This is a genomic window from Mesorhizobium sp. Cs1299R1N3, from assembly GCF_037179625.1.
Lineage (GTDB): Bacteria > Pseudomonadota > Alphaproteobacteria > Rhizobiales > Rhizobiaceae > Mesorhizobium > Mesorhizobium salmacidum.
Genome location: NZ_JAPYKQ010000011.1, coordinates 98,181 through 123,868 on the forward strand (window position 1 = coordinate 98,181; position 25,688 = coordinate 123,868).

Annotated in this window: 18 protein-coding genes; 3 read left to right on the forward strand and 15 right to left on the reverse strand. The window is 62.9% G+C overall.

The window, feature by feature from the left end; genetic code table 11:
- Positions 1 to 94: 94 nt before the first annotated feature.
- The 3 genes from tssM (O7B34_RS22175) to tagH (O7B34_RS22185) all read right to left on the reverse strand — a co-directional run bounded on the left by tssM (O7B34_RS22175) (position 95) and on the right by tagH (O7B34_RS22185) (position 6,519).
- Positions 95 to 3,652, reverse strand: a complete 3,558-nt coding sequence (gene tssM / locus O7B34_RS22175) for a type VI secretion system membrane subunit TssM (RefSeq protein WP_442920991.1) — start codon at positions 3,650 to 3,652, stop codon at positions 95 to 97.
- On the reverse strand, positions 3,649 to 5,148 hold the full coding sequence (tssL, locus tag O7B34_RS22180) for a type VI secretion system protein TssL, long form (protein ID WP_442920992.1): 1,500 nt from the start codon (positions 5,146 to 5,148) through the stop codon (positions 3,649 to 3,651). Before tssL (O7B34_RS22180) ends, tssM (O7B34_RS22175) begins: the two co-directional genes overlap by 4 nt.
- A 291-nt stretch (positions 5,149 to 5,439) precedes the next feature.
- A complete protein-coding gene (tagH, locus tag O7B34_RS22185; RefSeq protein WP_337148105.1) occupies positions 5,440 to 6,519 on the reverse strand; it encodes a type VI secretion system-associated FHA domain protein TagH in 1,080 nt (359 codons plus the stop codon).
- A gap of 245 nt (positions 6,520 to 6,764) precedes the next feature.
- Here tagH (O7B34_RS22185) and tssI point away from each other — a divergent pair, with 245 nt between their 5' ends.
- From tssI to O7B34_RS22200, 3 genes are read left to right on the forward strand one after another with little or no spacing between them, the layout of a single operon-like run.
- The gene (gene tssI / locus O7B34_RS22190) at positions 6,765 to 9,092 is read left to right on the forward strand and encodes a type VI secretion system Vgr family protein (RefSeq protein ID WP_337148106.1); all 2,328 of its coding nucleotides are present in this window, start codon (positions 6,765 to 6,767) and stop codon (positions 9,090 to 9,092) included.
- A 9-nt stretch (positions 9,093 to 9,101) separates the two neighbouring features.
- A complete protein-coding gene (locus O7B34_RS22195) occupies positions 9,102 to 9,527 on the forward strand; it encodes a DUF6484 domain-containing protein (protein WP_337148107.1) in 426 nt (141 codons plus the stop codon).
- Complete coding sequence (locus tag O7B34_RS22200; protein ID WP_337148109.1) at positions 9,527 to 9,865, forward strand: hypothetical protein; 339 nt, start codon at positions 9,527 to 9,529, stop codon at positions 9,863 to 9,865. Before O7B34_RS22195 ends, O7B34_RS22200 begins: the two co-directional genes overlap by 1 nt.
- Positions 9,866 to 9,913: 48 nt before the next feature.
- Here O7B34_RS22200 and O7B34_RS22205 read toward each other — a convergent pair whose 3' ends face one another.
- The 12 genes from O7B34_RS22205 to tssF form a co-directional block, all read right to left on the reverse strand.
- On the reverse strand, positions 9,914 to 10,819 hold the full coding sequence (locus O7B34_RS22205) for a hypothetical protein (RefSeq protein WP_337148110.1): 906 nt from the start codon (positions 10,817 to 10,819) through the stop codon (positions 9,914 to 9,916).
- Positions 10,820 to 10,847: 28 nt separating this feature from the next.
- Entirely contained in the window at positions 10,848 to 11,915 is a 1,068-nt protein-coding gene (locus O7B34_RS22210) for a PAAR-like domain-containing protein (RefSeq protein WP_337148111.1), read from the reverse strand.
- The gene (locus O7B34_RS22215; protein ID WP_337148112.1) at positions 11,912 to 12,937 is read right to left on the reverse strand and encodes a 3-oxoacyl-ACP synthase; all 1,026 of its coding nucleotides are present in this window, start codon (positions 12,935 to 12,937) and stop codon (positions 11,912 to 11,914) included. The genes O7B34_RS22210 and O7B34_RS22215 overlap by 4 nt, the downstream gene beginning before the upstream one ends.
- Positions 12,934 to 14,031 (reverse strand): DUF2169 family type VI secretion system accessory protein, encoded by a 1,098-nt coding sequence (locus O7B34_RS22220; RefSeq protein ID WP_337148194.1) that lies wholly within the window; start codon positions 14,029 to 14,031, stop codon positions 12,934 to 12,936. The genes O7B34_RS22215 and O7B34_RS22220 overlap by 4 nt, the downstream gene beginning before the upstream one ends.
- Positions 14,031 to 14,573, reverse strand: coding sequence for a type VI secretion system-associated protein TagF (gene tagF / locus O7B34_RS22225; RefSeq protein ID WP_337148113.1), 543 nt, complete (start codon positions 14,571 to 14,573; stop codon positions 14,031 to 14,033). Before tagF ends, O7B34_RS22220 begins: the two co-directional genes overlap by 1 nt.
- The gene (gene tssM / locus O7B34_RS22230) at positions 14,555 to 18,097 is read right to left on the reverse strand and encodes a type VI secretion system membrane subunit TssM (protein WP_337148114.1); all 3,543 of its coding nucleotides are present in this window, start codon (positions 18,095 to 18,097) and stop codon (positions 14,555 to 14,557) included. The genes tagF and tssM (O7B34_RS22230) overlap by 19 nt, the downstream gene beginning before the upstream one ends.
- 1 nt (position 18,098) lies before the next feature.
- The gene (gene tssL / locus O7B34_RS22235; RefSeq protein WP_337148115.1) at positions 18,099 to 19,427 is read right to left on the reverse strand and encodes a type VI secretion system protein TssL, long form; all 1,329 of its coding nucleotides are present in this window, start codon (positions 19,425 to 19,427) and stop codon (positions 18,099 to 18,101) included.
- Between the two features lie 4 nt (positions 19,428 to 19,431).
- The gene (tssK, locus tag O7B34_RS22240; RefSeq protein ID WP_337148116.1) at positions 19,432 to 20,766 is read right to left on the reverse strand and encodes a type VI secretion system baseplate subunit TssK; all 1,335 of its coding nucleotides are present in this window, start codon (positions 20,764 to 20,766) and stop codon (positions 19,432 to 19,434) included.
- 92 nt (positions 20,767 to 20,858) lie between these two features.
- Positions 20,859 to 21,311 carry a type VI secretion system lipoprotein TssJ gene (gene tssJ / locus O7B34_RS22245; RefSeq protein ID WP_337148118.1) on the reverse strand — a complete coding sequence of 151 codons (453 nt, stop codon included), beginning with the start codon at positions 21,309 to 21,311 and terminating at the stop codon, positions 20,859 to 20,861.
- 4 nt (positions 21,312 to 21,315) lie between these two features.
- A complete protein-coding gene (gene tagH, locus O7B34_RS22250; RefSeq protein WP_337148119.1) occupies positions 21,316 to 22,785 on the reverse strand; it encodes a type VI secretion system-associated FHA domain protein TagH in 1,470 nt (489 codons plus the stop codon).
- The gene (gene tssG, locus O7B34_RS22255; RefSeq protein WP_337148120.1) at positions 22,782 to 23,849 is read right to left on the reverse strand and encodes a type VI secretion system baseplate subunit TssG; all 1,068 of its coding nucleotides are present in this window, start codon (positions 23,847 to 23,849) and stop codon (positions 22,782 to 22,784) included. The genes tagH (O7B34_RS22250) and tssG overlap by 4 nt, the downstream gene beginning before the upstream one ends.
- A complete protein-coding gene (gene tssF / locus O7B34_RS22260) occupies positions 23,813 to 25,687 on the reverse strand; it encodes a type VI secretion system baseplate subunit TssF (protein WP_337148121.1) in 1,875 nt (624 codons plus the stop codon). Before tssF ends, tssG begins: the two co-directional genes overlap by 37 nt.
- Position 25,688: the final 1 nt, after the last annotated feature.

Here is a 25,688-nt window from a genome sequence, read left to right on the forward strand (position 1 = left end):
CACGGGCAGCATGCCCAGGCCACTTTGCCACAAGCGCATACATTAGAGTACCGAAATAAGGGTGACAGCGGCAGCGTGCTTGAACACGCCCATGTCAGAAAGCCTTCGGACAGCTAAAGCCGGCCAGGGCTGGCAAGAGGAAGGGATTGGCCCCCGATCCGGACTGGATCATGTAAGCGACGTCTCGTCCGCCGATCACGAAGCGGGCTTCGGCGTTGGCGCCGTTGGCGGTGATGGTCGCCTTGTCCAGCAGACGCTTCAGCGCCCAAGCTCCTTCGAATTTAAGAGCGGAGTCGCGGCCTGGCATTTCTGGCATCAGGGAGAGGCTGGCGGAAGCCGAGGCAATGCTGTTTGGCCACGTCACCGTGCTTGGGACGTTCCCCGTCTGGCCGCTCTGGACGGTCTGGCCGTCAATGTTGAGAACCGCGTTGTCCGCGTCGCCATTGAGCGAAAAAGGCGTGATGGTGATCGAAACCGACGGCACCGAGCCGCCGGATGGGAAGAAGGCGCTGCGGATCTCGGCGGCCGACTGAAAGGATTTCAAGGTCGACTTCGCGAGCTCGTGGCCGGAGCGGGTGTCCTGTCTCCAGGTCCATTCCTGGCCGGTCATGTCGATCAGCGACGCAAGGTTCTGCGCGAAGAAGCGGTCCATCAGCCCGCCCGGCGCGAAAAGCCTGGCGAAATCCGCTATCGAGATCTCTTCCGTGCCGTCGCTGGCGAAGGGATAGCGACCGTTGACCGCCTCTTCGCAGGCTCGTGTGACCGTCTGGTCGAGATTCTGGTTGAGGTTGGCCACCGAAGCTTCGGCGATGTTGCTTGCAAACTCGTCCGTTGCCGCGTTGACCATGCGCGCGAGCGGCTTTGGAAGGCGCGAGACATTGGCGCGCAGCGTGGAGATCTGCAGCTGCAGGTTGGCGTTGACGCGTTCGCTCTGTGAAGGGACATTGTCCGAAAGCTTCAGGCCTTGAAAGATGTCGCGGAAATTCCGCGTCAACGCATCGAGCGGCCGCCGTCCATTGGCGCCGCTGACCAGAGACTGGAACGATCGAAACTGTGCCTCGATGCTTGCACCGGCACTCTGCGCGCCAGCCAAGCCCGAACCGGCACGGCTCTGTGACTTGCCGCCCGCGATCTGCAGGCCGATGCGAGCCAGGCCTTTGGCCATGGTGGCGGGGTCCTCTTGCGCCGCGCCGCTTCCGCCCTCGGCCATAGTGTTCTCTTTCGTCAATGCGGTCTCGTCGGCGATCGCCGTGAAGAGGATATCGAGTGGCGAGTCCGGCGCGGCCAGGGTGGAAAGTGCGAGATATCGCGGCTTGTCCTCGAGCAACGTCTTGAACTTCAGCTGGTCGAGGACGCCGTTCCATGCGGAGTTGAACTCCCTGCCGTAGCGGTCGATCAGTTCGGGACCGAGCTTGGGCAGGTCCTGGTCGATGCCGCCCTGTTCTCCGCCGCCACCAAGCACCCACCGGTCGTTGATTAGCATTTGGGCGATGCGCGAGAGCTGCGGCAGGAAAAAGCGGTTGAAACCGGCGCGCGTGTAAAGTCCGGGAACGTCGAGAGCCGCGAGATCGCTACCATCCGTGCGTTCAAACACGAGCTGTGCCTCAGGGCCGGCTTTCGCTGCGATTGAGAAGTTGTCCAGCCTTGCGGCGTAAACCGCTGACTTGATGAGCGCCGAAGCGCGGTCGGCAATGCTCATGCGGCCAAGCGAGCGTTGCGCGGCTTCGATCAACGGCTGGTTGAGCTCGAATACGGGATCGTAGGCATCGTCGAGCGCGAGCATCGCGCGCAGATGCTTTTCGAGTTGCGCGCGGCCCTCGCGGTTGTTCTCGCCCGGATACCGGTTCACTTCCCAATCCTGCTTCATCCAGGAAACGATCAACTCGTTATCGACCTTCGGAGCCTTGCCGCCCAGCATCAGGTAGATTTTCAGCGGCTCGTAGAGCGCGATTGGATCGGCTATCTTGGCCTGGATGGTCCGCTCGGCCTGCACCAAGAGCCGGGAGCGGAATGTCCGCTCGAGCGCTTGCCGGTAGGCATCCCTGGAGGCCGACAGCAGCCTCTCGCGCTGGCCAAGCCCGAACGTCTCCTCGATCGGCTTTCCCTGGTCGCCGTTCTCGAACCCGGCTGGCAGGTTACGCAACTGGTCGAGCGGGCCGATGACGTTTTCGAGGTCGACGTCGGTCACCATCGTGCTCTTGAGCAGCGAATCCGCGCTGTCGCGATAGTGCGCCATAGCCTGCCTGGTGGAGGCGATCAGCGACTGGTTGGCAAAGAAGCTCAGCCCAAGCACGCCGAGCGCCGCCAACGCCGCCAGTGCAATCGCCGCGAGGCGGCCGAATCTCGCGAGCCTGACGCGCCGTTCGGCGGCCCGGTCGAAGGATACCCAGCCTGATTCCGGAAAGATCACCTTGGTCAGGAGGTCGTGCAGGAAGAAGCTCTTGCCGGTGCCGGAAAAATGCGCCTGCGAGGCACTGCCGAATCTGCGCCCGATGGTGCCCAGCACCTGGTCGAACGGTGTTCCTTCCTGAGTACCCGAGGAGAAATAGAGGCCCCGCAAGCTCACATTCACCCGCGATCGAGAGGCATCGAACAAACTGGTGATGAAATGCGCTGTCCGGTTCCTCAGGGCGCCGAACTGCGCCGGGAAATCGAAGATGGCGATGCGCGCCACCGGATCGGCCTCTTCCTGCAAGCGATCGACGACTTCTTCTGCCAGGCGCTTCGCCAGACCGTCCAATTCGGCCGGCGCCTCACCGGCCATGTTCCTTGTGCGATCGACGGTCTGGAACGTTGCGCCCCATACCTTGCGCCTGCGCGCTTCGTCGAATTCACCGAAATAGTCCATGAAGCCGGATACGAGATCGGCCTTAGTGAAAAGCAGATAGACGGGAAACTGGATCTTCAGCGTCTCGTGCAATTCGCGCAGGCGGCTTCTTATCTCAGTGACATGCACCTCGATCTGCTGGTCGTCGAGGCTGATAAGATCGGCGAGGCTGATGGCGAGGATCACGCCGTTGATCGGTTGCTTCACGCGGCTTTTCTTGAGTAGTCGCAGGAATGCAAGCCAGCTTGCCTTGTCGCGCTCCCGGTCCGATTCCTGCGTCGTGTAGCGGCCGGCCGTGTCGATCAGCACCGCTTCGTCGGTAAACCACCAGTCGCATGACCGTGTGCCGCCGATGCCGGCCACCGGCTGGGCATTGCCGGAGCCCGCGAGCGGAAACTTCAGTCCGGAATTGACCAGCGCCGTAGTCTTGCCGGCGCCTGGCGGCCCGATGATGATGTACCAGGGAATATCATAGAGGAAGTTGCGCGTGGGGCTCGTCCGCCTTAGCGTCGCGATGGCTTCGCTCATGCGTGCTTCGAGCACCTGTGAATCGTCGCTCCGCTCGTCGCTGCGCAGGATCGCCGTTTCGAGTGCCTTTTGCGCCTTTCGCCTTTGCCAGAAGCGAATGCCGTAGAACAGCGAAAGCCCCGCCACGGTCGCACCGATGATCACGGCCCTGAGCCACACGGACCCAAGCGGGCGGGTATCGGCGAAGCGGATCAGGGGTCCGGCATACCAGACGGCGGCCGAGAAGCCGGCCAGCGCAAGCACGCTGAAGATCGGGAGCACCCAGCCGACCAGCCGCTCCTGGCCGCGCCCGCTCACAACGCGTCCTCCTTTGGGATTATCACGTCGACGCGGCGGTTCTTGGCGCGCCCGTCAGCCGTCGCATTGTCGGCGATGGGTTCGTCTTCGCCCTTGCCGTCGACGCTCAGGCGCGATGGGTCCTTCAACTGCTTGGCCATCATGGCCTGCAGCGCTTTTGCACGCGCGACGGAAAGATCGAAATTCGACTTGAACGTGCTCGACTTCCTGGGCTTCACATTGTCGGTATGGCCGACGATCTTGATCGGGCCGGGTTCGGGATCGAGCGCCGTGGCAATGTCCGCCGCGATGGGCTGGAATTGTGCCGTCAACTCGGCTTGGCCGGATACGAACAAAAGCCGGTTGCTGATCTCGACAACGATGAAGTCGCCCTTCGTGCCGACGCTCAGTCCGCCGCCGGCGACCTCCGTGGCGAGTGCCGTGCGGATGCGGTCGATCTGCGTGGTGTTCGCAGGAGCGGGTGGTGGCGGGTTGGCTTGCACCGGTTCGGTTAGTGCCGCCACGCTGGCGCGTTCAATGGTAACCGGGGTGGAAGGATTGAGCGCCAGCAACTCGCCGGCCGTTACATCGCCTTCATCGGTGATCAATATCCTTAGCCAGAAAAAGGCCGCCGTCACCAGCGTCGCCGCGGCGGCTGCGATAGCCCACAGCGGCAGCCGCACTCCTGGCCTGGCCAGCGCCGCCGCCATGCCTTGCCACCGCGGCGAAATGTCTTCGGCAGCACGCGGCCTGAAATAGCGCAGTGTGTCGTAGATGTCGTGCCGGACGCGCTCGAGCGCGTTGCGTTCACGCGGCAACCCCCGATACTGGCCCTGGAACCCCAGCGACAGGCAGGCATGCATCAATTCGAGCAGGTCGCAATGCGCTTCAGGCTTGGCGAGGATATTGTTCAGCGCTTCGTAAAAGCCCGAACCTGTCGGCTGCGTCTGGAAGAACCTCACCACCATACTGTGCTGAGCCCAGGTTTGCTTGTTCGGCCAGGGAAGGTTGCCGATGAGATCGTCGGCGGTTTCGCAAAGTGCAAACTTTGCGATCCGCGCGTCTTCTTCCCCTATTCCGGCTTTGGCGGTGGTACGCTCGAAGCTCTCGATAGCGTCTGCGGTATGCTCCGCCAAAGCGGCCGCTTGTCGTTCGACCGGTATCAGTCGCAACTGCCCTAACAGCATGAGCAAGGGGGCTGCGGCGGCAAGGATAGGATTGGCCGCGGCATACTTCACGCCAGCGGTGGCGTTGAGCAAGGCATCCTGCTGCAACGCCGCTGCCGTTGCAGGCCCCGCCTCGTGGTCCTGAATGACCACGGTTCGGGACGACCAGCCGGGAGGCATCTGCCGGCCGACGCCGGGGTCGAATACCGTCGATTCACTGGTGGGTGATAGAAGAGGGGGCACGCTTGGCGCACCGGAACGACCGGGGGCCAATAGCGGCTTTTGCCTTGGCCGTGGCGCGCGGATGACGGTTTTGTCCGGAGGCTCGGAGGAATCGTCCTTCGAGCTCATCTGCGCACCACCGTAGAGGTGCCACGAACATCTTTCAGGGGAGGGGAAAGCGGCGCGCCAGGCTCAGGATCAGCAGCGAGCCGGGTAGAAAGACTGATCTTGCCGAAACATGACATTCCTGCACACGCCCCAAGCCGCGCCGCTTTGCCAGCGTTGGCAAGCGCCCGTGTGCTATTCTAGTCGCACAGGGAGCCGATTGAAATCGGAAAGCGGGATGATCAAGCAAGTGGCTTCTTCTATGATACCCGTTATAGAGCCCGTAAGAGCTGTAACGAGATTTGGCGAGCACGGCTATTTCTGTTTACCCGCCTTGGCGTAGGCTTCAGCGAAATAGGCGAGGAAGACATCCAGCATGCCGTTTTCATGCTTGTCCTCCATCGTCCGCCACGTTGCGACGAGCGCATCCCAGGCCTGGCTTTTCCTTGATGAGAAGGAGGCAGGCGGGATCCTTTTGGCAATCGCCTCCGGCGACAGGTCGTCGAGCAGCCTTGAGAGCGCGGCCTGCATGGCGGCGTAGGTTGCGATTTCGTGGGTCTTCAGATCGCCGAACGCATCCTCGACACTACGCTTGGCATCGAGATAGCCTGCCCGGCGCTTGGCAAACATGATCTCCAGCATGTCGTCGGTGCCCGGCACGAATTTCAGCGGGTTATTGTCCTCGGCGCCGATCATCGTGCGGTGCGCGCTTTTGGAAAGCACCTTGGCGGCCGCGCGCGCCTTGAGCAGCAGGGACAGTTGCTCGACTGTGGTTCGCAACACGGCGCCGATCTCGGCAGCGACGTCATGGGGGTCGCGCGACGCCAACAGCTCCGGCGATAGACCGGCCGCCCTGGCGATGTCGCGAAGTATCCCGTCCGCATCCGCCGGCTGCTTGGCTGGGACAGACGAGCTGGGCGCGGGCGCCGAAGAGGTCGACATCGGCGCTGCCTCGTCCGGTCGCTGCTCCGCCGGATTGAGGAATGGTGTACTGCCGAGTTCAAGCGGCCTTCCCGTCGAGGGCGGCAACTCGCGTTGAGTCGAACCGGTCCTGGCCTGCGGATGACCGGTGGCGCCGCGCTCTTCGTCGATCGAAACGGTGATGACATAGCGGCCGATCAGCAGCCTGTCGCCTCGGGTTAGCCGATGCGGCGCATTGATGCGCTGGCTGGAGCCGTTGACGAAAGTGCCGTTGCGCGAGAGGTCATATAGCCAGAATGAGCCAGTTTGATAGCGGACTTCGCAATGCCGGCCCGAGATGATTTTGTCGGGGTCAGACAGTGTCCAGTCGCAATTTTCGCGCCCGATTTCAAAGCTGCGGTCGCGTGCGGCATAGCTCGTCGCGACCCCCGGCGGAAGCCCGTCAACATTGCTGATCTGGAGCGAAATGAACATTCGAAACCACTGTCAACGCTGAAATCCAAGGCATTCTAGCAGCTTGCCAGCGCAGTGGGAGAGGTGCGTTTAACATGAATGCACGCCACGGTTAGCCATTGCTTTTGTTTGGCCGCCAAAAAACATATGCTAGGCTTACAGTGGTCCGATGCGGTGAATTCGAAAACTTCCCGAACGTGATGCAGTTTGCGGAGCGGGGCTTCAATCCATCACACTGGCGGCCGCGTCCAGGAGGGGCACGACCAATGCCGAACGAACGTGCCACGGTTGTACAGGCGCCGGTTGGCGCCGATGTGCTGACCTTTACCCATCTCGTCGGTCGTGATGAGATCAGCCGATCTTTCGCCTATACCGTCGGGTTCGTCAGCAAGAGCCATGACATCGATCCGCTGAAGATGCTTGGCGGCGTCGTTTCGGTCGAAGGCGAATCCGATCCAAAGCGCTGGTTCAGCGGCCTGGTCTCGGATTTCAAGCTAACCCGCATCGAGGACCGGCTGGCGTTCTACGAGGCAACCGTCAGGCCGTGGCTCTGGTTTCTCGGCCATACCACCGACTGCCGCATTTTCCAGAACATGACCGCGGTCGAGATCGTCGAAAAGATATTCTCGAAGTATGGCATCGCCAAATTCGAGAAGCGGCTGCAGGGGTCCTATCCCTCGCGCGAATATTGCGTGCAGTATGATGAGAGCGATCTCGATTTCGTGCAGCGGCTGCTCGAGCACGAAGGCATCTTCTATTTCTTCGAGCATGACGAGGGCAAGCACACGCTCATCCTCTGCGACGCGATGAGCAAGCTGAAGCCCGCGCCCGGTTACGAAAAGGTGCTCTATAATTTCGAAGGCCAGGGCTCGCGGCGCGATGTCGAATACATCACCGAATGGATTCCGGGCAGCGCGGTGCGGCCGGGCGCCTATGCCCATACCGACTATGATTTCGAGAAGCCAGGCGCCGATCTGATGGCGAAATCCGCACAGCCCTTCGGCCACAAGGAAGCGTCGGGCGAAAACTATCGCCAGCCCGGCGCGCATCTCGATGTCGGGCGGGGCGATAAGATTGCGGGTATCCGCCGCGAGGAACTCCAGGCGCTGCACCAGCACAGCACGGCAGTGGGCACGGTGCGCGGCCTTTTTTCAGGCTGCAAATTCACGCTCGAAAGCTTTCCGCGCGACGACCAGAATACGGAATATCTGGTTATAAGCGCCGAATACCGCCTGTTCGACCCGGGCTACCGGACCCAGAACGAAGCACACAGCGAGAATTTCAAGGCCATCCTTGGCGTTGCGCCCACCAAACTGCCCTACCGGCCGCCGCGGATCACGCCGCGGCCGGTCATGCGCGGGCCGCAGACCGCGACCGTCGTCGGCCCTTCGGGCGAGGAGATATTTACCGACAAATATGCGCGGGTGAAGGTGCAGTTCCATTGGGATCGGCTCGGCAAAAAGGACCAGAACTCGTCCTGCTTCGTGCGCGTGTCGCAGAGTTGGGCCGGCAGCGGCTGGGGCTTCATCCAGATCCCACGGATCGGCCAGGAAGTCATCGTCGACTTCATCGAAGGCGACCCGGATCTGCCGATCATCACCGGCCGTGTCTACAATGCCGGCGAGATGCCGCCTTACGCGCTGCCGGGCAACGCGACGCAATCGGGCTGGAAGTCGAATTCCTCGAAAGGAGGCGGCGGTTACAATGAGCTGATGTTCGAGGACAAGGCTGGTTCCGAACTGGTCAACTTCCAGGCGCAGAAAGACCACCACTTGTTGATCAAGCATGATCGCAACAAGACCGTGCAGCACGACCAGTCCGACCGCATCGATCACGACGCCAAGCACTCCGTCGGCCACAACCTTGATGAAGACGTCGGCAACAACAAAACGGTCAAGGTCGGAGTCAATCAGACCACCAACATCGGCAGCAACGACACCGAGACGGTGGGCGCCAACCGCTCGCTAACCGTCCAGGCGAACGAGACGATCCACGTCGTCGCCAATTCGACGGAAAACATCGACGCCAGTCATTCGCAGACGGTTGGTCTGGTACAGACCGTTACGGTGGGAGCGGCGCGTGTGGATAGGGTGGGAGCCGCTGAAGCCCGAACGGTCGGCGCCTCGCAGACGAACACGATCGGTGCGTCGCGATCGGTCACGGTTGGCACCACGCAGAGCCATGACATAGGGGCTTCCGATAGTTGGAATATTGGTGCCAGCCAGAGCGTTCAGGTGGGAGCGGACCAGAGCTTCGCGATAGCCAGCAGCCAGGTTTCTCAAATAGGCAAGGACCGCAACACCAAGATTGCCAACAATGACGTAACCGAGATTGGCGCGGCTCACGAGCTCAAGATCGCTAAAGGCAGCATGACCCGCGTCGGCGAGGATACGACCGTAAATGTGGGCAAAACGTTTCTGATTGAGGCAGGCGATTCGATAGCGCTTAAATGCGGGTCCGCGACGATCTCGATGAAGAAAGACGGGACTATCACCATCGAAGGCAAGGACATCTCCATCAAGGGGTCCGGCAAGATCAACGTGAAAGCCTCGAGCGACATCACAATGAAGGGTTCGGAGATAAAGCAGAACTGAGGGCGCGCCATGGCGGTGACAAAAGAACGGATCGATGGCGTTGTGATCGGCATTTTCTTGGGTTTCGGCGAGGAACTACCACTTGTGGTTTTTCCCGCCAATCCAATGGAAACTGCCGTTTCAGCGCGAAGCCTCACGGAATTGACTTCAGACATGGTCGGCGCCGAAGTGGCACTTCTCTTTCAGGACGGCGATCCAGGTCGGCCGCTGATTGTCGGGCGCATTGTTGACCCGGCGCGCAAGTCCAACGCACCGCACGTCGTTCGAGACGGAGAATGTGTGCGGATTAACGCGAACGAGCGAATTGAACTTCGCTGCGGCAAGGCCACGATCATCATGGAAAAAGACGGACGCATCACGATCCGCGGCACTTACGTGACGAGCCATGCCAGTGCTACGAACCGCGTTCGTGGGGCATCGGTGAACCTGAACTGATGCCCAAGGTTATCCTGCGCGAGATTGTGCGGCAGCACGCGGAAATGGCGGCGTTTCTTTGGACCGTCTATGACCACCATTTGCTGAATCCCGGCGAGAATCCCGACATGGACGAGGAGCGGTTCGAGCGCCTCGTTGATAGGTTGGATGCTCATCTCGATGGCCTTCGGATCGCAGGCGACGCGGGACGGGAAATTGCGGAGGCCCTCTACGCCGAGTATCCCGAACCCGGAGAAATGTTCGTCTTGCGCATGTTGATGGACGGCGCGCCGAAACGCATTGCCGAACTCGACCTTGTCAAGGTCCGGGCATATCTGTCGCAGAACGGCCGTTCATGACCACACCACCGTCCGAACTTGTCGGGGCGAGCGACCAACTGAGTGCTGTCAGATAAGTCGAAGGCCGTCATCGTAGACGAGTGTAAGCGTCTTCCATCTTCGGCCATCAAACCGCCACGCGGTGTCGATGCCGGCGACGTACAGGAACTCGCCATCAGTGCGGAGATCTGAAGCAATGCCGGTGTCTTCGAACGGCTGAAGCGAGTCGGCCGTTTCGATGTTGAGCCCGGCCTCGTCGCCCCAGTAGGCTTTGCCGTTGAAGCTTCGCACGGAGAGATATGTCATATCGGCGGCGGCGGTCATCTCGGTTACTTCATCATTGGCAATTCGAAGGCAGACGCTGTCATCGCCGGCAACCCTGATCTTGCCGTCCGGCGCGACGTCGATGCCACGCAGTCGATCGTGCCGATGAGTTTCCAGGGGCTGCCAGCCTGTTCCCACCAGACGGTGAAGAGTGCCCATCTCACCGCAGGCATAGATGCCATGCTTAGGATGCCCATGAATATCCAGGTATTCATTAGTTTGAAGGGGCGTGATCGACTGCCACTGCGAGCCAATCAAGCGATAAGCCACCCCGTCCGTTCCAACCGTGATCGGCCCCCCGGTATCCTCTGCCCAGACCTGCCTGAGGCTTTTGTCGCTGGCCTTATCACGCGTCCAAGTCGTACCGCCATATCTCCAGATCCAGGTGGTGGCTTCAAGTGCGAACAACTCGCCAGAAGGCGCGGCCGAGAGCGCCATGAGCCATTCAGAAGTCACAAGGGCCCCACGAGCTTTCTTGGGGTCGAAATTTTCGACGACAAAGATCACTGAGACAGTGGTGACGTAGTCGGCGTCGCTGAGCAGAAACAGGATCGCCACTTTGCCGCCGCTCAATGGCGCAATCTGCAGGCACTCGATGTCAGTATCCGGATCGGTTGCGAATCCCTCGAGGTCTTCCTTGTCCATCTTCATCCGCTTCATCCTCTTGCGTTTTTGTCGGCTAACAAGAAACCTTTGAGGGAGCGACATCTGCGGCTGTCACGACGACGGGCTCTCCTCCCGCTGTTTTTCTCAAGCGTTTTTTTGCGACTTGCACGAGTCGAGCCTGATCCTTCGCTTTGGGACATGTCGCGTGGCAGGCCTTCTTGTCCTTCACCTCCTTCTCGGATTTGTTCATGGCTTTCTTCATGTATTCCATATTGGCTGTCTTGAGGCACTCTGTGGCAGAGGCCTGCACGGCAGGCGGAATTTTCGGATCATCTAAATTCTTGACCGTGCTGTTCACGCATGTGTCTGCAAAATCGCCGAGCTTGCCGGAGGAATTGTTGCTCAGCCAGTTACGGGCATCCGCCGACTTTAAGTTGTGCGGAGTTTTGCGTTTCTTACCGACTACCTTTTTCCCGGGCGCGCCTGCGGCCTTTGCCTTGGCGGCTTCGCCTGCGAGCCATTTCGCCTTCATGCAAATACATGGCGCTTCGTTGTCGTCGTAGTCCTTGCAGCAGTCCAAGGTGAGGTCGCGCACGCCTTCGGCGGTGAAGAACTGGACCTCAACGGTATGCTCCTTTTCGTAGCCTTCCGGGCATTCCAGTTCCTTGTATGGTTTTATCTCGAGATCAGAGCATTTGAAGGTTGCCGGCGTGGCCGTAGCCACTTTGGGCATTGGAGGTCCGCCTGCGGTAGGGGAGGCGTGATCGTTGGACGAAATGTCAGTGAAACGGCTGATTGGCTCGCCATCCATCTTGACATCTCCGGACCAGGCATGGGCGTATTCCTTGCCTGTATTTACCGAGGTGATGATGTTCTTCTTGGGCGCGCAGCCAGCCTCGTTGCCGCTACATCTGGTGTAGTAGGATTTGTTTTTCTGCGTGACAGTCTTGCCCCCGATCTTGACTGTGCCGGTTCCGTTGTCTGTGTCACTGTCCATTCCAAACGTTGGATAGGGAACCGGAACTCCGGGCGGTGTTGCCGGAGTTTGTGGCGGCGTGAAGCAGACGTAAGGAAAGGCCGCGATAACTTGGTTGGCCTGCGCCTTGCAGGCAACCTCAAGGCCATTGGCGTAGACGGTCATGCCCTCGTCCCGTAAGCAAACACGGCGGCGCCGCACGCACCTGCGTCGGAGGACGCCTCGATGAGAACCGGATTGCCAGCGGCATATCCTTTGCCGGCTGCGGTCCACGCCATCCCGACCATAATTGGAACGGCTGCGGCGCCAATGTTGCCCAGAGATTCCGCGGGCGACCATAGGTCCTGGAAGTCATGGCGCCCTCGCAGCAGGCGGATCGAAGCGAGCGCCGTCTGTTTAAACCAGTATTGCTCGCCGATCAGGTCGGCGATGCGATAGCCGAGCCGGTTCATGTCAATCCCGGTTTCCCGGAACGCTGCATCGTAAGCAGCCACCATGCCATCGGCGCGCAACGGCAAATCTTGGTCGTTGTAAATAGAAGCGTTCTCGCGCGAAAGACCGAGACCGAACAATCTGAAACCGTTACCCTTCGGTCGGGTGCAGAGAATGGCCGCAGCAGCTTCGCCTGGAATGAAGCCGTTGGAATTATCCGCCGTCAGCAACCGTCCCTTGCCGAGGTAGTGAGAAATCGTTGGTCCGGTCAGATAGCTGTCGACACCTACAATCATGACATAGGGAGCTTCGCCAGATGCAATCAGTCTGCGCGCCTGATCGAACGCCACATGTCCGGAAGGACGACCATAAGCCGCGATGCGAGAGCGCAGATGAGGTTCGATTTCAACGATCTTGCTGATCAGGCGGAGCAGCGCGAGATTGTCCCTAACCGGGCGGCCGGGCCTATCCTCCTCTGGCAGGCAGAGGATGAGCGCCGCCTGCCCTCGCACTTGCGGATGGTTTTCGAAGGCTTCGGATATCGCTGCGGCTGCCAGATGAGCCATTCGTTTCTCGCCGATCCAGTTTCGTGGCAGCGGCACCGGCGCACCCGTAAGCCAACCCGCAGGTGAGCCAACGAAACGGGTTTCCTGGAAGCCATCGAGCCTAGCGCGCATTGCTGCGCATGCTGAGGGCGCGTCGAGGCCAACGGCCGTCACCATACCAACCGCAACAATCTCGACCGGCGAGATCATGCTTCCTCCTCCTCCGGCGCTGTGCCGTTGGCGCGGATGTAGGTGCGGCCTGTCGCTCGTGCCCTCAGCATTGCCGGCGTCGGCGGACCGACCCAGCACTCCGAGAAGTCGAGGATGGTCCGCTGGATCCGCTGTGAGGCGCGCCACACCAATGAGAAGCGGCGCCTCTCGGGGTCAAGGAGGAGGCTGTCTGGAAAAATATCGGCTTCGAAGGCCTTTTGGCTTCCTTTGAACAAGGTGATTGGCAATGCGGTTGCCGGCAGCCGAAAGCTTATCCGCCCATCCGGCGTGAGGTTCACCAGAGCCACCTCCTCGCCGCCTTTTGGATGGTCGATCTGCTGGTCCTCAGGCGCCATCTGGAAATAGCGTTCGTCGAAGTCCGGCGGCAGGAACGGAAAGATGTTCTTCGTCCAGTTGTCGTCATAGGTGCCGCCAAACTCGATGCGGCCAGGCCAGCCGCGACCCATCGGCCCGAAGCTCATCGGCTTGTAGTCGCCGAAGGGTGAGCGGATTTCTTCCCCGACGGCTTGGGTGTTTGGCAGTCGCAAGCCTGGGATGAGGCGCTGGTTCTTGGTGCGCGACCAGCCGGTGCCGACGGGGTTGTGTTTATGGCTGGCGGGGAGCTTGTCTACAGGGTCCAGCCGGTCGACACCGCCCCAGGCAACGTCATAGGAGATTGGTAATTTCAGGAAGGGCTGCGGCGCCGTCGAGGTGAACATTGGGCCGATCGACCGCCATTCGCGGTGCCCAACAACATCAAACATCTTTGACCAGTTGCCGACCTTGACGCCGACCCGCACGCGTTCTGCCGGCCGTCCCCCGGGTGCATAGGCAAAGCCATTGGCGACCACATCGCAGCGTGGTTTGCGGAAAGCAAAATCGGTTTCCCAGAGCGTCGCTGAATAGCCGGGCACGCCGGTTTGCGTGTCGGCCATGACCAGCGGAACCTGCACTGCCGATTTTTGAATCAGGTCACCAGGCTTCGCCGGAAAATCGAACGTGCCCTTCACCACAACGACGATCCATTCGTGGCCGGCCTTGTCCATCCCCATGGTGAACTGGTGCGGGTAGCCCATCTGATTCCAAATCTGCATCAGTTGGTCTTCCAACTGGCGGTCAGCATCTGTTCCAGGGTTGGCTGCGGCGTCTGAGGTTCGACGTCGAAAATGTCCGTCTGAGCGGTCCACATGACGAGGTCGTGGATGACATCGCCATGCTCCTCGATTAGCGGCACGGGCAAGGCCATCAGGGTGGCATCCAGCGCATCGGGCGCCAGCTCGCCCCGCTGCGCGGCGACTGCGGCAGTCTCGATGCCATCGAACCATTCGTCCATGTAGGCCAGTTTCAGCGGTGCTTCCGGCAGCCGAGCGACGACGCTGAGCGGGAACAGTCTGCCGACCCGATCGGCGCTCTGCAAAATGATGCCCATCGAGGCGCCGAAGGAGGCCGGGCCAGCCAGGAAGCGCAGCGCCGTGCTCTGGGGCCAGCTTTCCATCCCGAACATCGGCACGATATGCTGCGCGAGCCACCGGTCCCATACGCGCACGAAATCCGCCGGCAGTCGGCGCGTCACGAAATCGCCGGTAGCGGGCATCTTGCCGTATAAGCCGGGCAGGATCAGATCTGCGGCGGACATGTGAACTTCTTGAACATTTCGAGTGTGTATGGATTCTCGACGCTGGCGGCCTTGAGTTCGAAATCGGCCCACACGCCTTTCGTGCCGAGCCGCAGGCTGTAGACATCGGTGAGCTTGGTCGCGGCGAAGCGGCCGCCACGCAGCATTCTGAGCCACGCCCAGCTGCCGGTCTCGTTGAGCATCACTTCGGGCGAGCCGTCGACCGGCTGGAAGGCGAGCGAGATGACGCCGGTGCCATCCTTGCCGGGCCACGTCATCGGCTGCGGCCTGGTGGCGTTGTTATAGTAGACGAGATTCTGGCCATCGAGGTTGAGCGTGACCCGCGCCACGTTGGGTGAGAGGTCCTTGGGTTCCAGCGTGAAGTTCATCACCGGGCCGGTGCCGCCGGGAAACAGGTCGTCGCGGATATGCCTGGCCTGTTCGAACGCTGCGAGCGCCGCTGGGTCGAGGCCGAAATCGGCCCGCCATTTCCATGGCTCGCTGGCGGTGTCGACATAGTTGATCAGATGGTCGTTGATGAACGCGTCGATCATGCCGGTCGGGCCGAACAGACGCTGAAAGTCGCGCACATTGACGTCGACCGCGCTGTCGGCGCTGAATGGATAGCGGTTGTTTAGCGCCGCCTGGCAGAAGGGGAGTATGTCGGCCCGCCAGATGGCGTTGAGCTCGTTGGTTACGGCCTTCTGCGACAGGCCGCTGGTGTCGCCGGCAATACCGCTTAGCCAGTCGTTGATCGGCGAGGGCAGGATCTGCGCCTGCCTGGCGACCGCGCCTGTCAGTTCGGCAAGGCCGCCCTGCTTCTTGATCGCATCCTGCGGGTTCGGATTGGCGGTCACCGTCTGCAGCACATTCGACAGCGCCGTCAGGGCGACGACGGCGGCGTCGAGCGATGGCGGCTGGCCGTCGACCTGGGCGATGGTGCCTTTGAGCGGCGTGAAATGCTCGGCAACCAGGCTGCCGGTCATGTCCACCTGGCTGGCGGAGCCGGCGCGCGGCAGGAGCTTCGCGCCTGTGGTCACGACTTTGCCCAGCTTGCCGAGTTTGCTGAGCAGCTTCGAGCCGGTGTTGCCGGCCGCGCCACTTTTGCCATCGGCCGGCGCATCGTCGGAGCGGGTGAGGTCGGTCTCCTGCACCACTGCCGTCAACAGGCGCTTCAGCGCGGAGTCGGCGCTTGAAAGATCCTTGAGGTTCTCACTGGCGATGTTGAGATCGGTAAGCGGCGAAAGCCGCATGTCACGCAGGAAAGAGTCCCACTGCGCGATATAATCGTCGTAGTAGAGCTTCAAGATGTCCTGCGAGAGCGCCGAAACCGACGTCTCCGAATTCTCCGCGCAGCCGCCGGCAAACACCGCGCGGTCGAGGGCGGCCTGTCCCGCGACATCCTCGACCCGATCGAGGATCGCGGTGTGGAAGCCGGCATAGGTATAGCGGCCAGGAACACCGACGCGCAACGTCTTGTCGGAGCGGCGAGCGAACACTTTGGCGCCGTTCGGACCAGCGAAATTGGCTGGCACCCACTCCTTCACGGCTGTCACTTCCGGGTCGGCCAGGAGCTGCCTGTAGGCGCGCTCAGGCAGCGAAATCGTGCACACCGTCTTCAGCGCCTCGGCGACCAGCTCCTTGTCCGGGGCGATGTAGCTGTCGTCGACTGCCATGCGGCGGATAGCGGCGAGCTGGTGCTCTTCGGCGTCGGTGGTGGGGAAGGGCGGAGCCGGCGCGAATTGCGGCAGGCTGTTCACCCACCAGTTCTGGACGAAATCGGTGTCCATCTGCGACAGGCCGGTCATCATCCGGTAGGTCTTCAGCGCGCCAAGCATGAAGTCCGGATCGCGGATCTGCCGCCACATCGTGGCCTCGAGCAGGGCAACCATATGCGGCTCGAGCACGTTGCGCAGCGCATGGTCGTAGGTATCGGTCTGCGCGCGCACCAACTCCGCCGAAGCGGTCGGCCCGAGCAGGTTATGGACGGCGTCTGGTGAGGGCGTTCGAGCCGTCGCCACTGCGCCCATCGCCGCCAGCGCGCCATCCAAGGTCGGCTGCTCGACCGCGGCAGGCATGGCGGCGACCTCGGTCAGCGGCCGCTGCAGAGCTTCGAACTGGCGGGCCTGTTCGGCAATCGCATTGCGGTTGTCGAGGTAGGACCAGGTGAACAGCCCGCCGGCCAGCAAGGCGGCGAGCGCGCAGGCGGCGGCGGCGCCGCGCCAGATCCAGGCGCGGCGACGCTGCGCTAGTGGATCGAATGTGCCGAGGCCGGCTTCCTTGAAGATCACTTCGGTGAGAAGGTTCCTGAGGAAGAAGCTGCGCTTCTCGACACGCGCCGCCGGCAAGGCGCGGCGTGGCGGCAGCCCGAAGGAGGATGACAGCGCCGCGGTCAGCCGGTCGATCGGCGCGCCTTCCTGCGTCGCCGACGTGAGATAGAGGCCGCGCAGCCAGGCGGCCTCCTCGTAGCGGCTTTCGCCGAACATCGCCTCGATCAGCACCTGGATCGGCTCGGAGAGGCTGGCAAGCTGGGCCGGGAAACGGAAGATTTCGGCACGCTGGCCGAGCTTGTCCTCATTCTCCAGCCGCGGCACCAGCCGCCGCTCCAGTTCAGCAGCAAGCCTGGCAAGTTCCGTCTGGATCGTGCCGGCGTCGACACGGGCGTCGAGCGGGAAAGTCGTTCCCCAAACCTGCTCGCGCGCCGTCGTCGACAAGCCGCCGAAGAACGCTTCGAACCCTTTGATGAGGTCGGCCTTGGTCAGCATCAGGTAGACGGGCAGGCGGATCTCCAGTCGATCGTTCAGCTCCGCCAGCCGGCGGCGGATCTTGCGCCCATGCGCCTTGATCGCCTCGTCGCCCTCCGAGAGCGCATCGATCGACAGGGCGACGATGACGCCGTTGAGCGCGCGGCGACCCCGGTGCTTCTTCAAAAGGTCGAGGAAGCCCAGCCATTCCGCCGCGTCGACGTCCGGCTGGCTTTCCTGCTGGACGTAGCGGCCCGCGGTGTCGATCAGCACCGCGTTCTCCGAGAAAAACCAGTCGCAATTGCGCGTGCCGCCGACGCCCTGCAAATCATCGGTGAGGTCGATCGGGAAATTGAGGCCCGACTGCCGCAATGCCGTGGTCTTGCCCGTGGCCGGCGGTCCGACGATCACATACCAGGGCATCTCGCGCAGGAACTTGCGGCCGCCGAGCTTGCGCCGCTTGAGCTCGGCCATCACCTCGCCGAACTTGGCGCCGACCGCCGCGACGCTCTCCTCGCCGGGGGTTAGCTGCTTTTCCGCCACGGGCGCCGCGATTTCGGCGACGAACATGCGGTTGGCGCGGATTGCACGGCGCTGCGCGACGATCAGCCAGATCAACCACAGGATGATCAGCCCTGCGATCATGGCGATGCGCACATTGTCGGATTCGAACGGCGCGTAAGGACCGACCTGGACGATCGGGCCAAACACCCAGATCAAAAGCGAAAGCAGCGCAATGCCGATCAGCGTCCACAGGAATCGCGAGGTGATGACGGCCCAGAAGAAGCGCAGGATGAACATCTCAGAGCCTCTTCTCGACCAAGACCTCGACGCGCCGGTTGAGCGCGCGGCCCTCGCGCGTCGCGTTGTCGGCCACCGGATCGGTCTCGGCGCGGCCTTCGGAATGGATGTGCTCCTGTGGCACGCCAGCCTGAACCAGGAGGTCCGCTATGGTCTTGGCGCGCGCCTCCGAGAGCCGCTGGTTGCTCGCGAGCGGGTTGGACCGTTGCAGGCGCACATTGTCGGTATGGCCGATGATCGTGATGTTTCCGATCAGCTCCTGATTGGCGAGAATTACCTTGGCGATCGAGGCGATCAGCGGCTCATAGCCTTGGGACAACGTCGGTCGGGAGGACTGGAAGAGCTCGGGGTTGGAGGACTGGATGACCAGCTTGGCCAGCGAGACACTTTCGGTGCCGCTGAGCGCCCGCTTGAGTTTTTCCGGTGCTTCAGCCTGGAATTCCGGCAGCAGCGCGAAATCGACCGGCTGCGGTGCCTCGGGTTCAGGAGCATCCTGCTTGGGCGCGGCGCGGGTTACGTCGCCGCGCGAGGCCGGGGGCAGGGTGCGTACCAGCGCGGAGAGTTCAACCGCCTGGCTGCTCAAGCCCGTTGACAGACCGATATAGGCAGCGGCGGCGACGACAATTGCGGCAAGCGCCATTACCCAGATCGGCACGATGAAGCGCTGCGGCTCGTCGGAGGCGATCACGCCTTTCCACTGCGGCGACAGCGGGGCGTCTTCGGCGTCGGCGTCGCGCAGGAAGCGTGCCGCGGCGACGCGCACGGCGTTGAGCGAGCGGTCGCCGGCGCGGCCGGGCACCCGATACTTGCCGCGGAAGCCGAGCGCCAGACAGTAATACTGAAGCTCCAGCATTTCGCGGTCGCGGCTCGGATGGCGCTCCAGCTCGTCAAGCCGGGTGAAAAACTGGGTGCCGGCGTCGACGTCGCCGCGCAGCATGACCACCAGCGGCTGGCGCGGCCAGGCGCTGGCGCCGCCCCATGGCGTGTTGAGTGCCAGGTCGTCGAGCAACGCCGCCACGGCCCATGCCGCCTGGTCGGCGCGCTCCAGCGAGGAGCCCGCAGCCATCACGGCATCGCGCGCCTGAACCAACTCGTCAAGCAGGCGTGTGCGCATTGCTTCCGGGTTCTCTGGCGCCAGCGCGTTTTCGAGCTCGGGCGCGAATTCGAGTAGTGGCGCGAAGCTGTTGATGAGCGGGTTGGAATGAGCGCGCGCGCTTTTGACCGGCGCGCCCGGCGCCAGCGGCGCCATCGGCCGGGGTGCAGCGCCCGTCAGCCGGATGCGTGTGCGCTCGCGATCCTCCGACAGTCCGAAAGGATCATCCCGGCTCATGGCCTCACCTGTTCACCGAATAGCAGTCGACCTGCGGCTCGCTCTCGAGGACACCGGAAACGCCGATGACGAAGCCGGGGGCGTCGAGCAGCGAGGCCCAATGCTCGCTCTTCTGGTCCAGCTCCAGGCACAGCCGGTCGCCGTCATAGGGGATCTCGCGCGGCTGCGAATGGAGCGGTTTGAGCGGAATGCCGGGCAGGCGCGACTTCCACAGCCCTTCGAACTGATCTGCGGCGCCGACTGTCGCCTGGTTGACGAAGATCTTGCGCAGCGCGTCTTCCGAAAGGTCCGATCCGACACGGATGACGATGCGGCTGGCGACGAGGAGCTTGGGGTTGTCGATGCGCACTTTCCAGACATTGGTCGCGTGCCGCATGACCGGCAGCGCGCGCGATTTCGGCTCGATGTAACGCAGGCTGAGGATGAGCGAACGCAAGGCGTCGGCCAATGCCATATAAGCGGGGCCGGGGGCCATGTGGTCGTAGGCCGGCAATTCGCCGAGCCGCCGCGAGCTCGAGCCGTAGGTTGCCATCTCGCCGGCGAGTCCGGCAAGTTCGAGATAGAGTTCCGCCGGATGAAAGACATCCTGAGCAAGCATATGGGCAAGCCGCGGGCGAGCGGCATTGGCTAGGTGCAGCATCAAAAGGTCTTCGACGCTGCGGCCTGGGCCGCCCATCACCATCTTGCCATGGGCTTCGGCGATTTGGTCGAGCCCGGTGACGACCTCCTGCAGCAATTGCCGGTACCAATGGACTGCGCCGGTGATCAGCGTCGGCGGCAGGAACGTCTCGTCGAGCGAGATGCCGCCGTCGGCGCGCAGACCTTTTATGTCGGCGATCGGCAAGGCGGTATAGCCGCCGACCGATTTGCCGGGCGCAAGCATGGCCGCTTGCGGCCGGGCGATCTCGATCTCTTCGGGATCGGCGCCGCTCTGGACGGCGTCGCGCACCGAGACGATCTTGCCGTGATAGCGCGCGCCTGTCGAAGTCGCATGCGCCGGATCGAAACCGACACCGCCGGGCGGCTCGAGCGGCAGCGCCACCAGCACCGGTCCCGCGCCGGTGTCGGCCGTCACCGGCAGCGGCTTCGGCGCGTCCATCAGCTCCGGGATGGAGAAAGGCGTGCCGTCCGGGAAAATGCCCCGGGCGGACACGATCGAGACCTGCCCGGCATCGAGCAGCGACTGGTCGAGCGTCAGATGCTGGAAGCCGAAAGTATGGAGCTGGCCGGCCTGCAAGGCGCCGCGCACCATCCCCTCGAAGAACCGGTCCTGCTGCTGGAAGTGCTGGGTCCTGAGAAACAGGCCCTCCGACCACAGCACCCTGTTTGCATCGCTCATGCCGTTACTCTCTGCACGGAACCACCTGCTGTCGATTGGGTCAGGAGCATGATCTTTTCCAAAAACCGGTTCCCACTTTTTGGGATCATGCTCTAAGCGGAAATGCCGCCCTTGCCGAGGCTGACGTTGATGGTGAATTTCGACCCCGGCGAAACCGACTTGGCCGTGCGCCAGTTGCGTCCGCCAGGTTCGCGGATCAGCGCCACGAAGCCGAGCGCGGTCGCATTCGGTTCGACCGTGATGGTCTTGGCCGCCGTCTTGCCCGGCGCGACTGAGATCGTATCCGAACCGACAAGGTCCGCCCCGAGTGCCGAGCCGGCATCACCCTGCAGCGCGAAATAGTCGGCCGAATTGAACTTGCCGGTGCTGGCAAGCCGCATCACCAGCACGGTCACCGGCCGATCGCCGCCGCCCGGACCCGGATTCATGCCGGCGCCACCGGTCACGTTGACCGAGATGACCGAAGGTTTCGGCGGGCCGCTCTGGCAAGCCGCCAGCAACCCCGTTGCGCCGATGGCAACAATGAATTCGCGTCTGTCGATCATATCCCTACTCCTCTTCATATGCATCCCTGAAATCTGCGCCGATCTCGCCCAGGAAGCTCGATTCCGCGCTCTGGGCGATGTCGCGATGGCGTTTCTGGTAGAGCTCCCACAGCTTGGCATTGCGTCCGCCGGACAGCAGGTTGCCGATCGCGGAATTGGATTTGAGCTCTTCCTCGATCGCGGCCGGATCAAAGCGGTCGATCATGCGCCGCAGCGCTGCCTGCACGCCGCGCCACGCGCGTACGTGATGCTGCGCAAGGTCCTTCACCGCGTCGCCGATCGCTGCCTCGCCGGACAGGAACCCCGGGCTGCGTTCCGCAATGATGGTGACGATGACATCCTCGACCGTCGGCAGGAATTTGAGCGGGTTGACCTCGGAGGCGCCGACCATCGTCTGGGCGACGCGCGCGCTTCCCTTCTCCTCGGCGCGCTTGCGCAGGAGTTGGATCAGGCCATCGAGCATCAGCCTGTATTCCCGTCCGAACTTTTCCATTTCGGCGATCGCATCGCGCCCGGGAAAATCGGCTTCTTCGACGCCCATGCCGCGCAGGAACGCGGCGCGCAGCGCCATGTTGCTGGGCGCCGGTTGCGTCGGACGCGATGGCTTGGGCACCTTGGGCGCGGGCGCGGGGCGCGATGGCGGAGCAGGGCGATCGGCCACCTGCAGCGGTATCTCCCATGGCCGAGCGGCTTGCGGCTTTTCGGCGGGACGCCCGACACGACTAACTGGATCGGTGCTGTTGCCGGAAGCGGACGTCGCTGCTGGCGCGAAGCTGAAATCGTCATCGAAGCCGGACGGTTTCGGCGCGGGCTCGGCCGTATCGTTGCGCGACGGCATCTCGCCGAACCCGAACGGATCCGACCGGCCAGCGGCGGGCTCTTCGTTCGAGGCCGGCGTCGCCACGGGATCGAGGCTGAATGGATCGTCGAAGGCCGGTGAGCTGCGCTGGCTCGAAGCGCGATCGTAAGCGCCGGCCACAGGCTGCTCGAACGGATTGGGCAGCCCGGCCGGGCGCGGCCGCTGCGGCTCTTCCTCGGCCTTGGCCGAGAAGAAGTCGTCGTCGTCAATGCTGGCGGGCGTTCTTGGCTGTGGCGATGACCATGCCGGCGTCGAATGGTTGGCGATCGGCGCCTGACCGACCGAAGTGTGGCCAGCGCTTGGCTGGACCTCGACATGGAGCACATAGTCGCCCATGCGCAGCCGCATGCCGTTTTGCAGGCGCGTCGACCTGCCAGTCCCCAGAGGGCTGTCGGAGTCGTCGATGAACAATCCGCTGCTCGACGTGTCGGTGACGTAATAGCCGTCGCGGCCGCCGCTGATCTTGCAGTGCGCCCGCGAGACGAACATGTCCGGATCGTCGATCTGCCAGCCGGCATCGGCGCTGCGCCCGATCACCAGTTCGCCCTCGTCGAGCCGGCTCTGCCGGACCACTTGCGAGCGGGGGCCTTGTTCCAGGGTCAGCAGCAGGCTCATGCGGCCGCCTCCGCCATTTCGGGCCGCCAGCCGACGATGGTGTGCAATCTGAGATCGTCGGCGTCACCCCTGTCGGCGGGCCGTTCCAGCCAGGCCGTCCGGCCAAGCTGGACGGTCCCGACCCGTGGCGGCGGCACGTCATCGCGCGCCAGCACGATGCGCAAATCGACATCGAGCGCCTCGCCGATCATGTCACGCACTGCCTTTTTGAACAGGCCTAGACGCCGTTCGCCGGGCAGGAACGACTTGAATTCGTCGAGGCTCAGCGGACCGACGCGCAATTCGATCCTGCTCTGGCGGCTGAACACCCGCGGCCCAATGGTCGCGCCGCGTCCGAGCCCGGCATAGGCCTTGCCGAGACGCGTCTGCAGTGCCGTCGGTATGGTGATCCAAGCGGCAACGAACTCCTTGATCCGCACCGGCACCTTGAAGGCGGTGGCGAGAAAGAGCGTCAGCCGCTCCACGCCGTCGACCTGGTTGACCAGCGATCCAGCCTGTCGCAGTCGCACAGTGTCGAGATCGGGATCCTGGGTGCCGGGGAGGCCGATCCCCGACATTGCCTCCAGCATGGCGCGAATGCGCCCTCCGACGGAACGCTCGACCTGCACCGCTGGATGCGCGTCGGCCCAGGCGCGGTAGTAAAGCGCTATCATGCGGTGCTGCAGGATGTTGACGAAATCGACGAAGGTCGTGTCGCTGGTCTGCTCGGCATCAGCCCCGGTGAACCAGCGCTGCGACAGCCGGTCGAGCACCCAGCGCGTCAGATGCAATGGCATTGGTCCTTCCGGTCCAAGCAGCCCGAGATTGGCGACGGTCACCCGCGCCAGGGTCTTGTCCCCGGCGTCCTGGAGCTTGACGACGTCCCGGGCCGAAAAGCTCAGATGCACATGCTGGCCAAGTCTCGCCGGCTCGCGGTCGGCCGTCCCGGAATGGCCGAACAATCCGCCGCGCTGCTCCAGGCGTCGCAGCAACTCGAAAAAGTCGAAGCTCTCCGACAACGTTTCGGCCGCGATCCTTGCGGGCTCCGCTAGATCAGGTAGCGATTGCCGGGCGTCATCGGCCATGGCACATCCTCCTGCTTCTGCAGCAATCGTGTACGGGTCCGCACAAATCCGTTTATCCCCGCATGTCGGGCGAACAGTCGCGAAAGCAGGGCCGAAAGCAGCAACGAGCTTTGACCCGCCAGCACGGACTGGTCGATATGCAGTGTGATCTCGGTGCCGCGTCCGAAACACATTGGCCCGTCGATCCGGAGTCTCTCGATCACCGGGTGCGAATCGATGCGCACGATCGAATGCACGTTGCGGGCAAGGCCCGGATCGCCCCGATCGGCATAAAGGTCGAGCAAGGCATGCAGCGGATCGACACCACGGCCTTCCTTGGCAAGGCTGAGGAAGTTGAGCGAGAGCTGGGCGACCAGCCGCCAGGCAAGATTGTCGGCGCGCGATTCACCTTCAGCGCCGGCCGGCAGGGATGCCGGGATGGCCGGCTGCGGCGGCCGCAATGCCCCAAGCAAGCGGACCGCTTCGACCGGATCGGCCGTTTCCAGCGTAAGCGTCGGCGTGTCGTCCAGGATCGGCAGGTCGCGATTGGTGCAAAGCGCGACGATGCCGAGACGCTTGAGCAGCCGGTTTGGCACGCTTCCTGGCGGGCGCGAGACGGCGATAAAGACATCGTCGCCCGTATAGGAGGTGCGGGTCAGGCCGTCGCGCCGCTCGTCCTCGGTGGGCCGGCGCGGACGTCGCTCGGTCGAATAGACCCAGCCGCTGCCGCGGTTCTGCCCGAGGCTAAACAATTCGGGAATGGTCGCCTCGCTGCTCTCTGCGTCGGCATCCTCGACCTGGGTGACCCGGAAAATTTCGAAATCCCGCGCCCGGGTGCGGTCGGCGTGCAGCACCTGACGCGTTTTGCGCGGATCGATCTCAATGTCGTTGCATTCGCGTTCGAAGAGATTGATGACCGGCGTCACGAAGAGCTCGAAATCGGCAGCCGTCACATCGGCGAGTTCAGGCACCGCACGCCGGAACAGGAAGATGATCTCGATCGCCGCCTCGCACGTGCGCACCACCGGCTGCAGCCCCGCAACCCGTACATAATGGAAGCGCTCCGGGATCATGAAATATTCGCGCAGCAGCCGATATCCCTCGAAGGTGGGACGGGTGCGAGGCATCAGCGCTTCGTCGTCGCGAATGCCCACCATGTCGGGCTCGGGCAACATCGACAGTGGCTTAGTCTTGCCTTGCGCCCTCGCACCGACGGCCGAGCAGGCGCCGAAGATTGCATCGAAAAGCACCGGCGCCTTGGCACGCCCGGCGAAATAAAGGTCGAGACGGTCGAGCGACAGGTCGCTCAGCTTGCCTTTTCCTGTCCGGGCGAGGCTCACGCGAAGCGCCGCCTCGCCGCGCACCTCGCCGATCGGCGCGATTCCGGCGGCGGCGAGCGCGCTGCGATCCTGGAAATAGCTGACCGCGGTGATGGCGATCGGCCACAGCGTGACCTCCTGCGCGGTGGTGAAGGTGGAGCGCGTCGAAAGCCCTGGATGCAGGCCGGAGACCAGTCGTGCGCCGCGCGCGATGGCGTGCCCAGCGATCATCGAGTGCACTTGCTGGCCGGGTTTCAGCACGGCCATCGCCGTCGCCGGCGCCGGCGCCACCAGATCGGGGTAAAGCACATCGAGCACGGCGCGCGAGAAGCGCGAGCGCTCTGCGTCGACCTTCAGACGGGTGCGCGCGGCCAGGAAGGCGACGCCGTCAAGCAGCCGTTCCACATAAGGGTCGGGACATGGGACCGTGTCGAGGGAGAGATTACGGGCAACCGCCGGATGCATGTCTGCGAATTCCGCCGCCAGCGCTCGGATATGGGTCAGTTCTTCTTCGTAATACTCCACAAAGACCCGATCCATC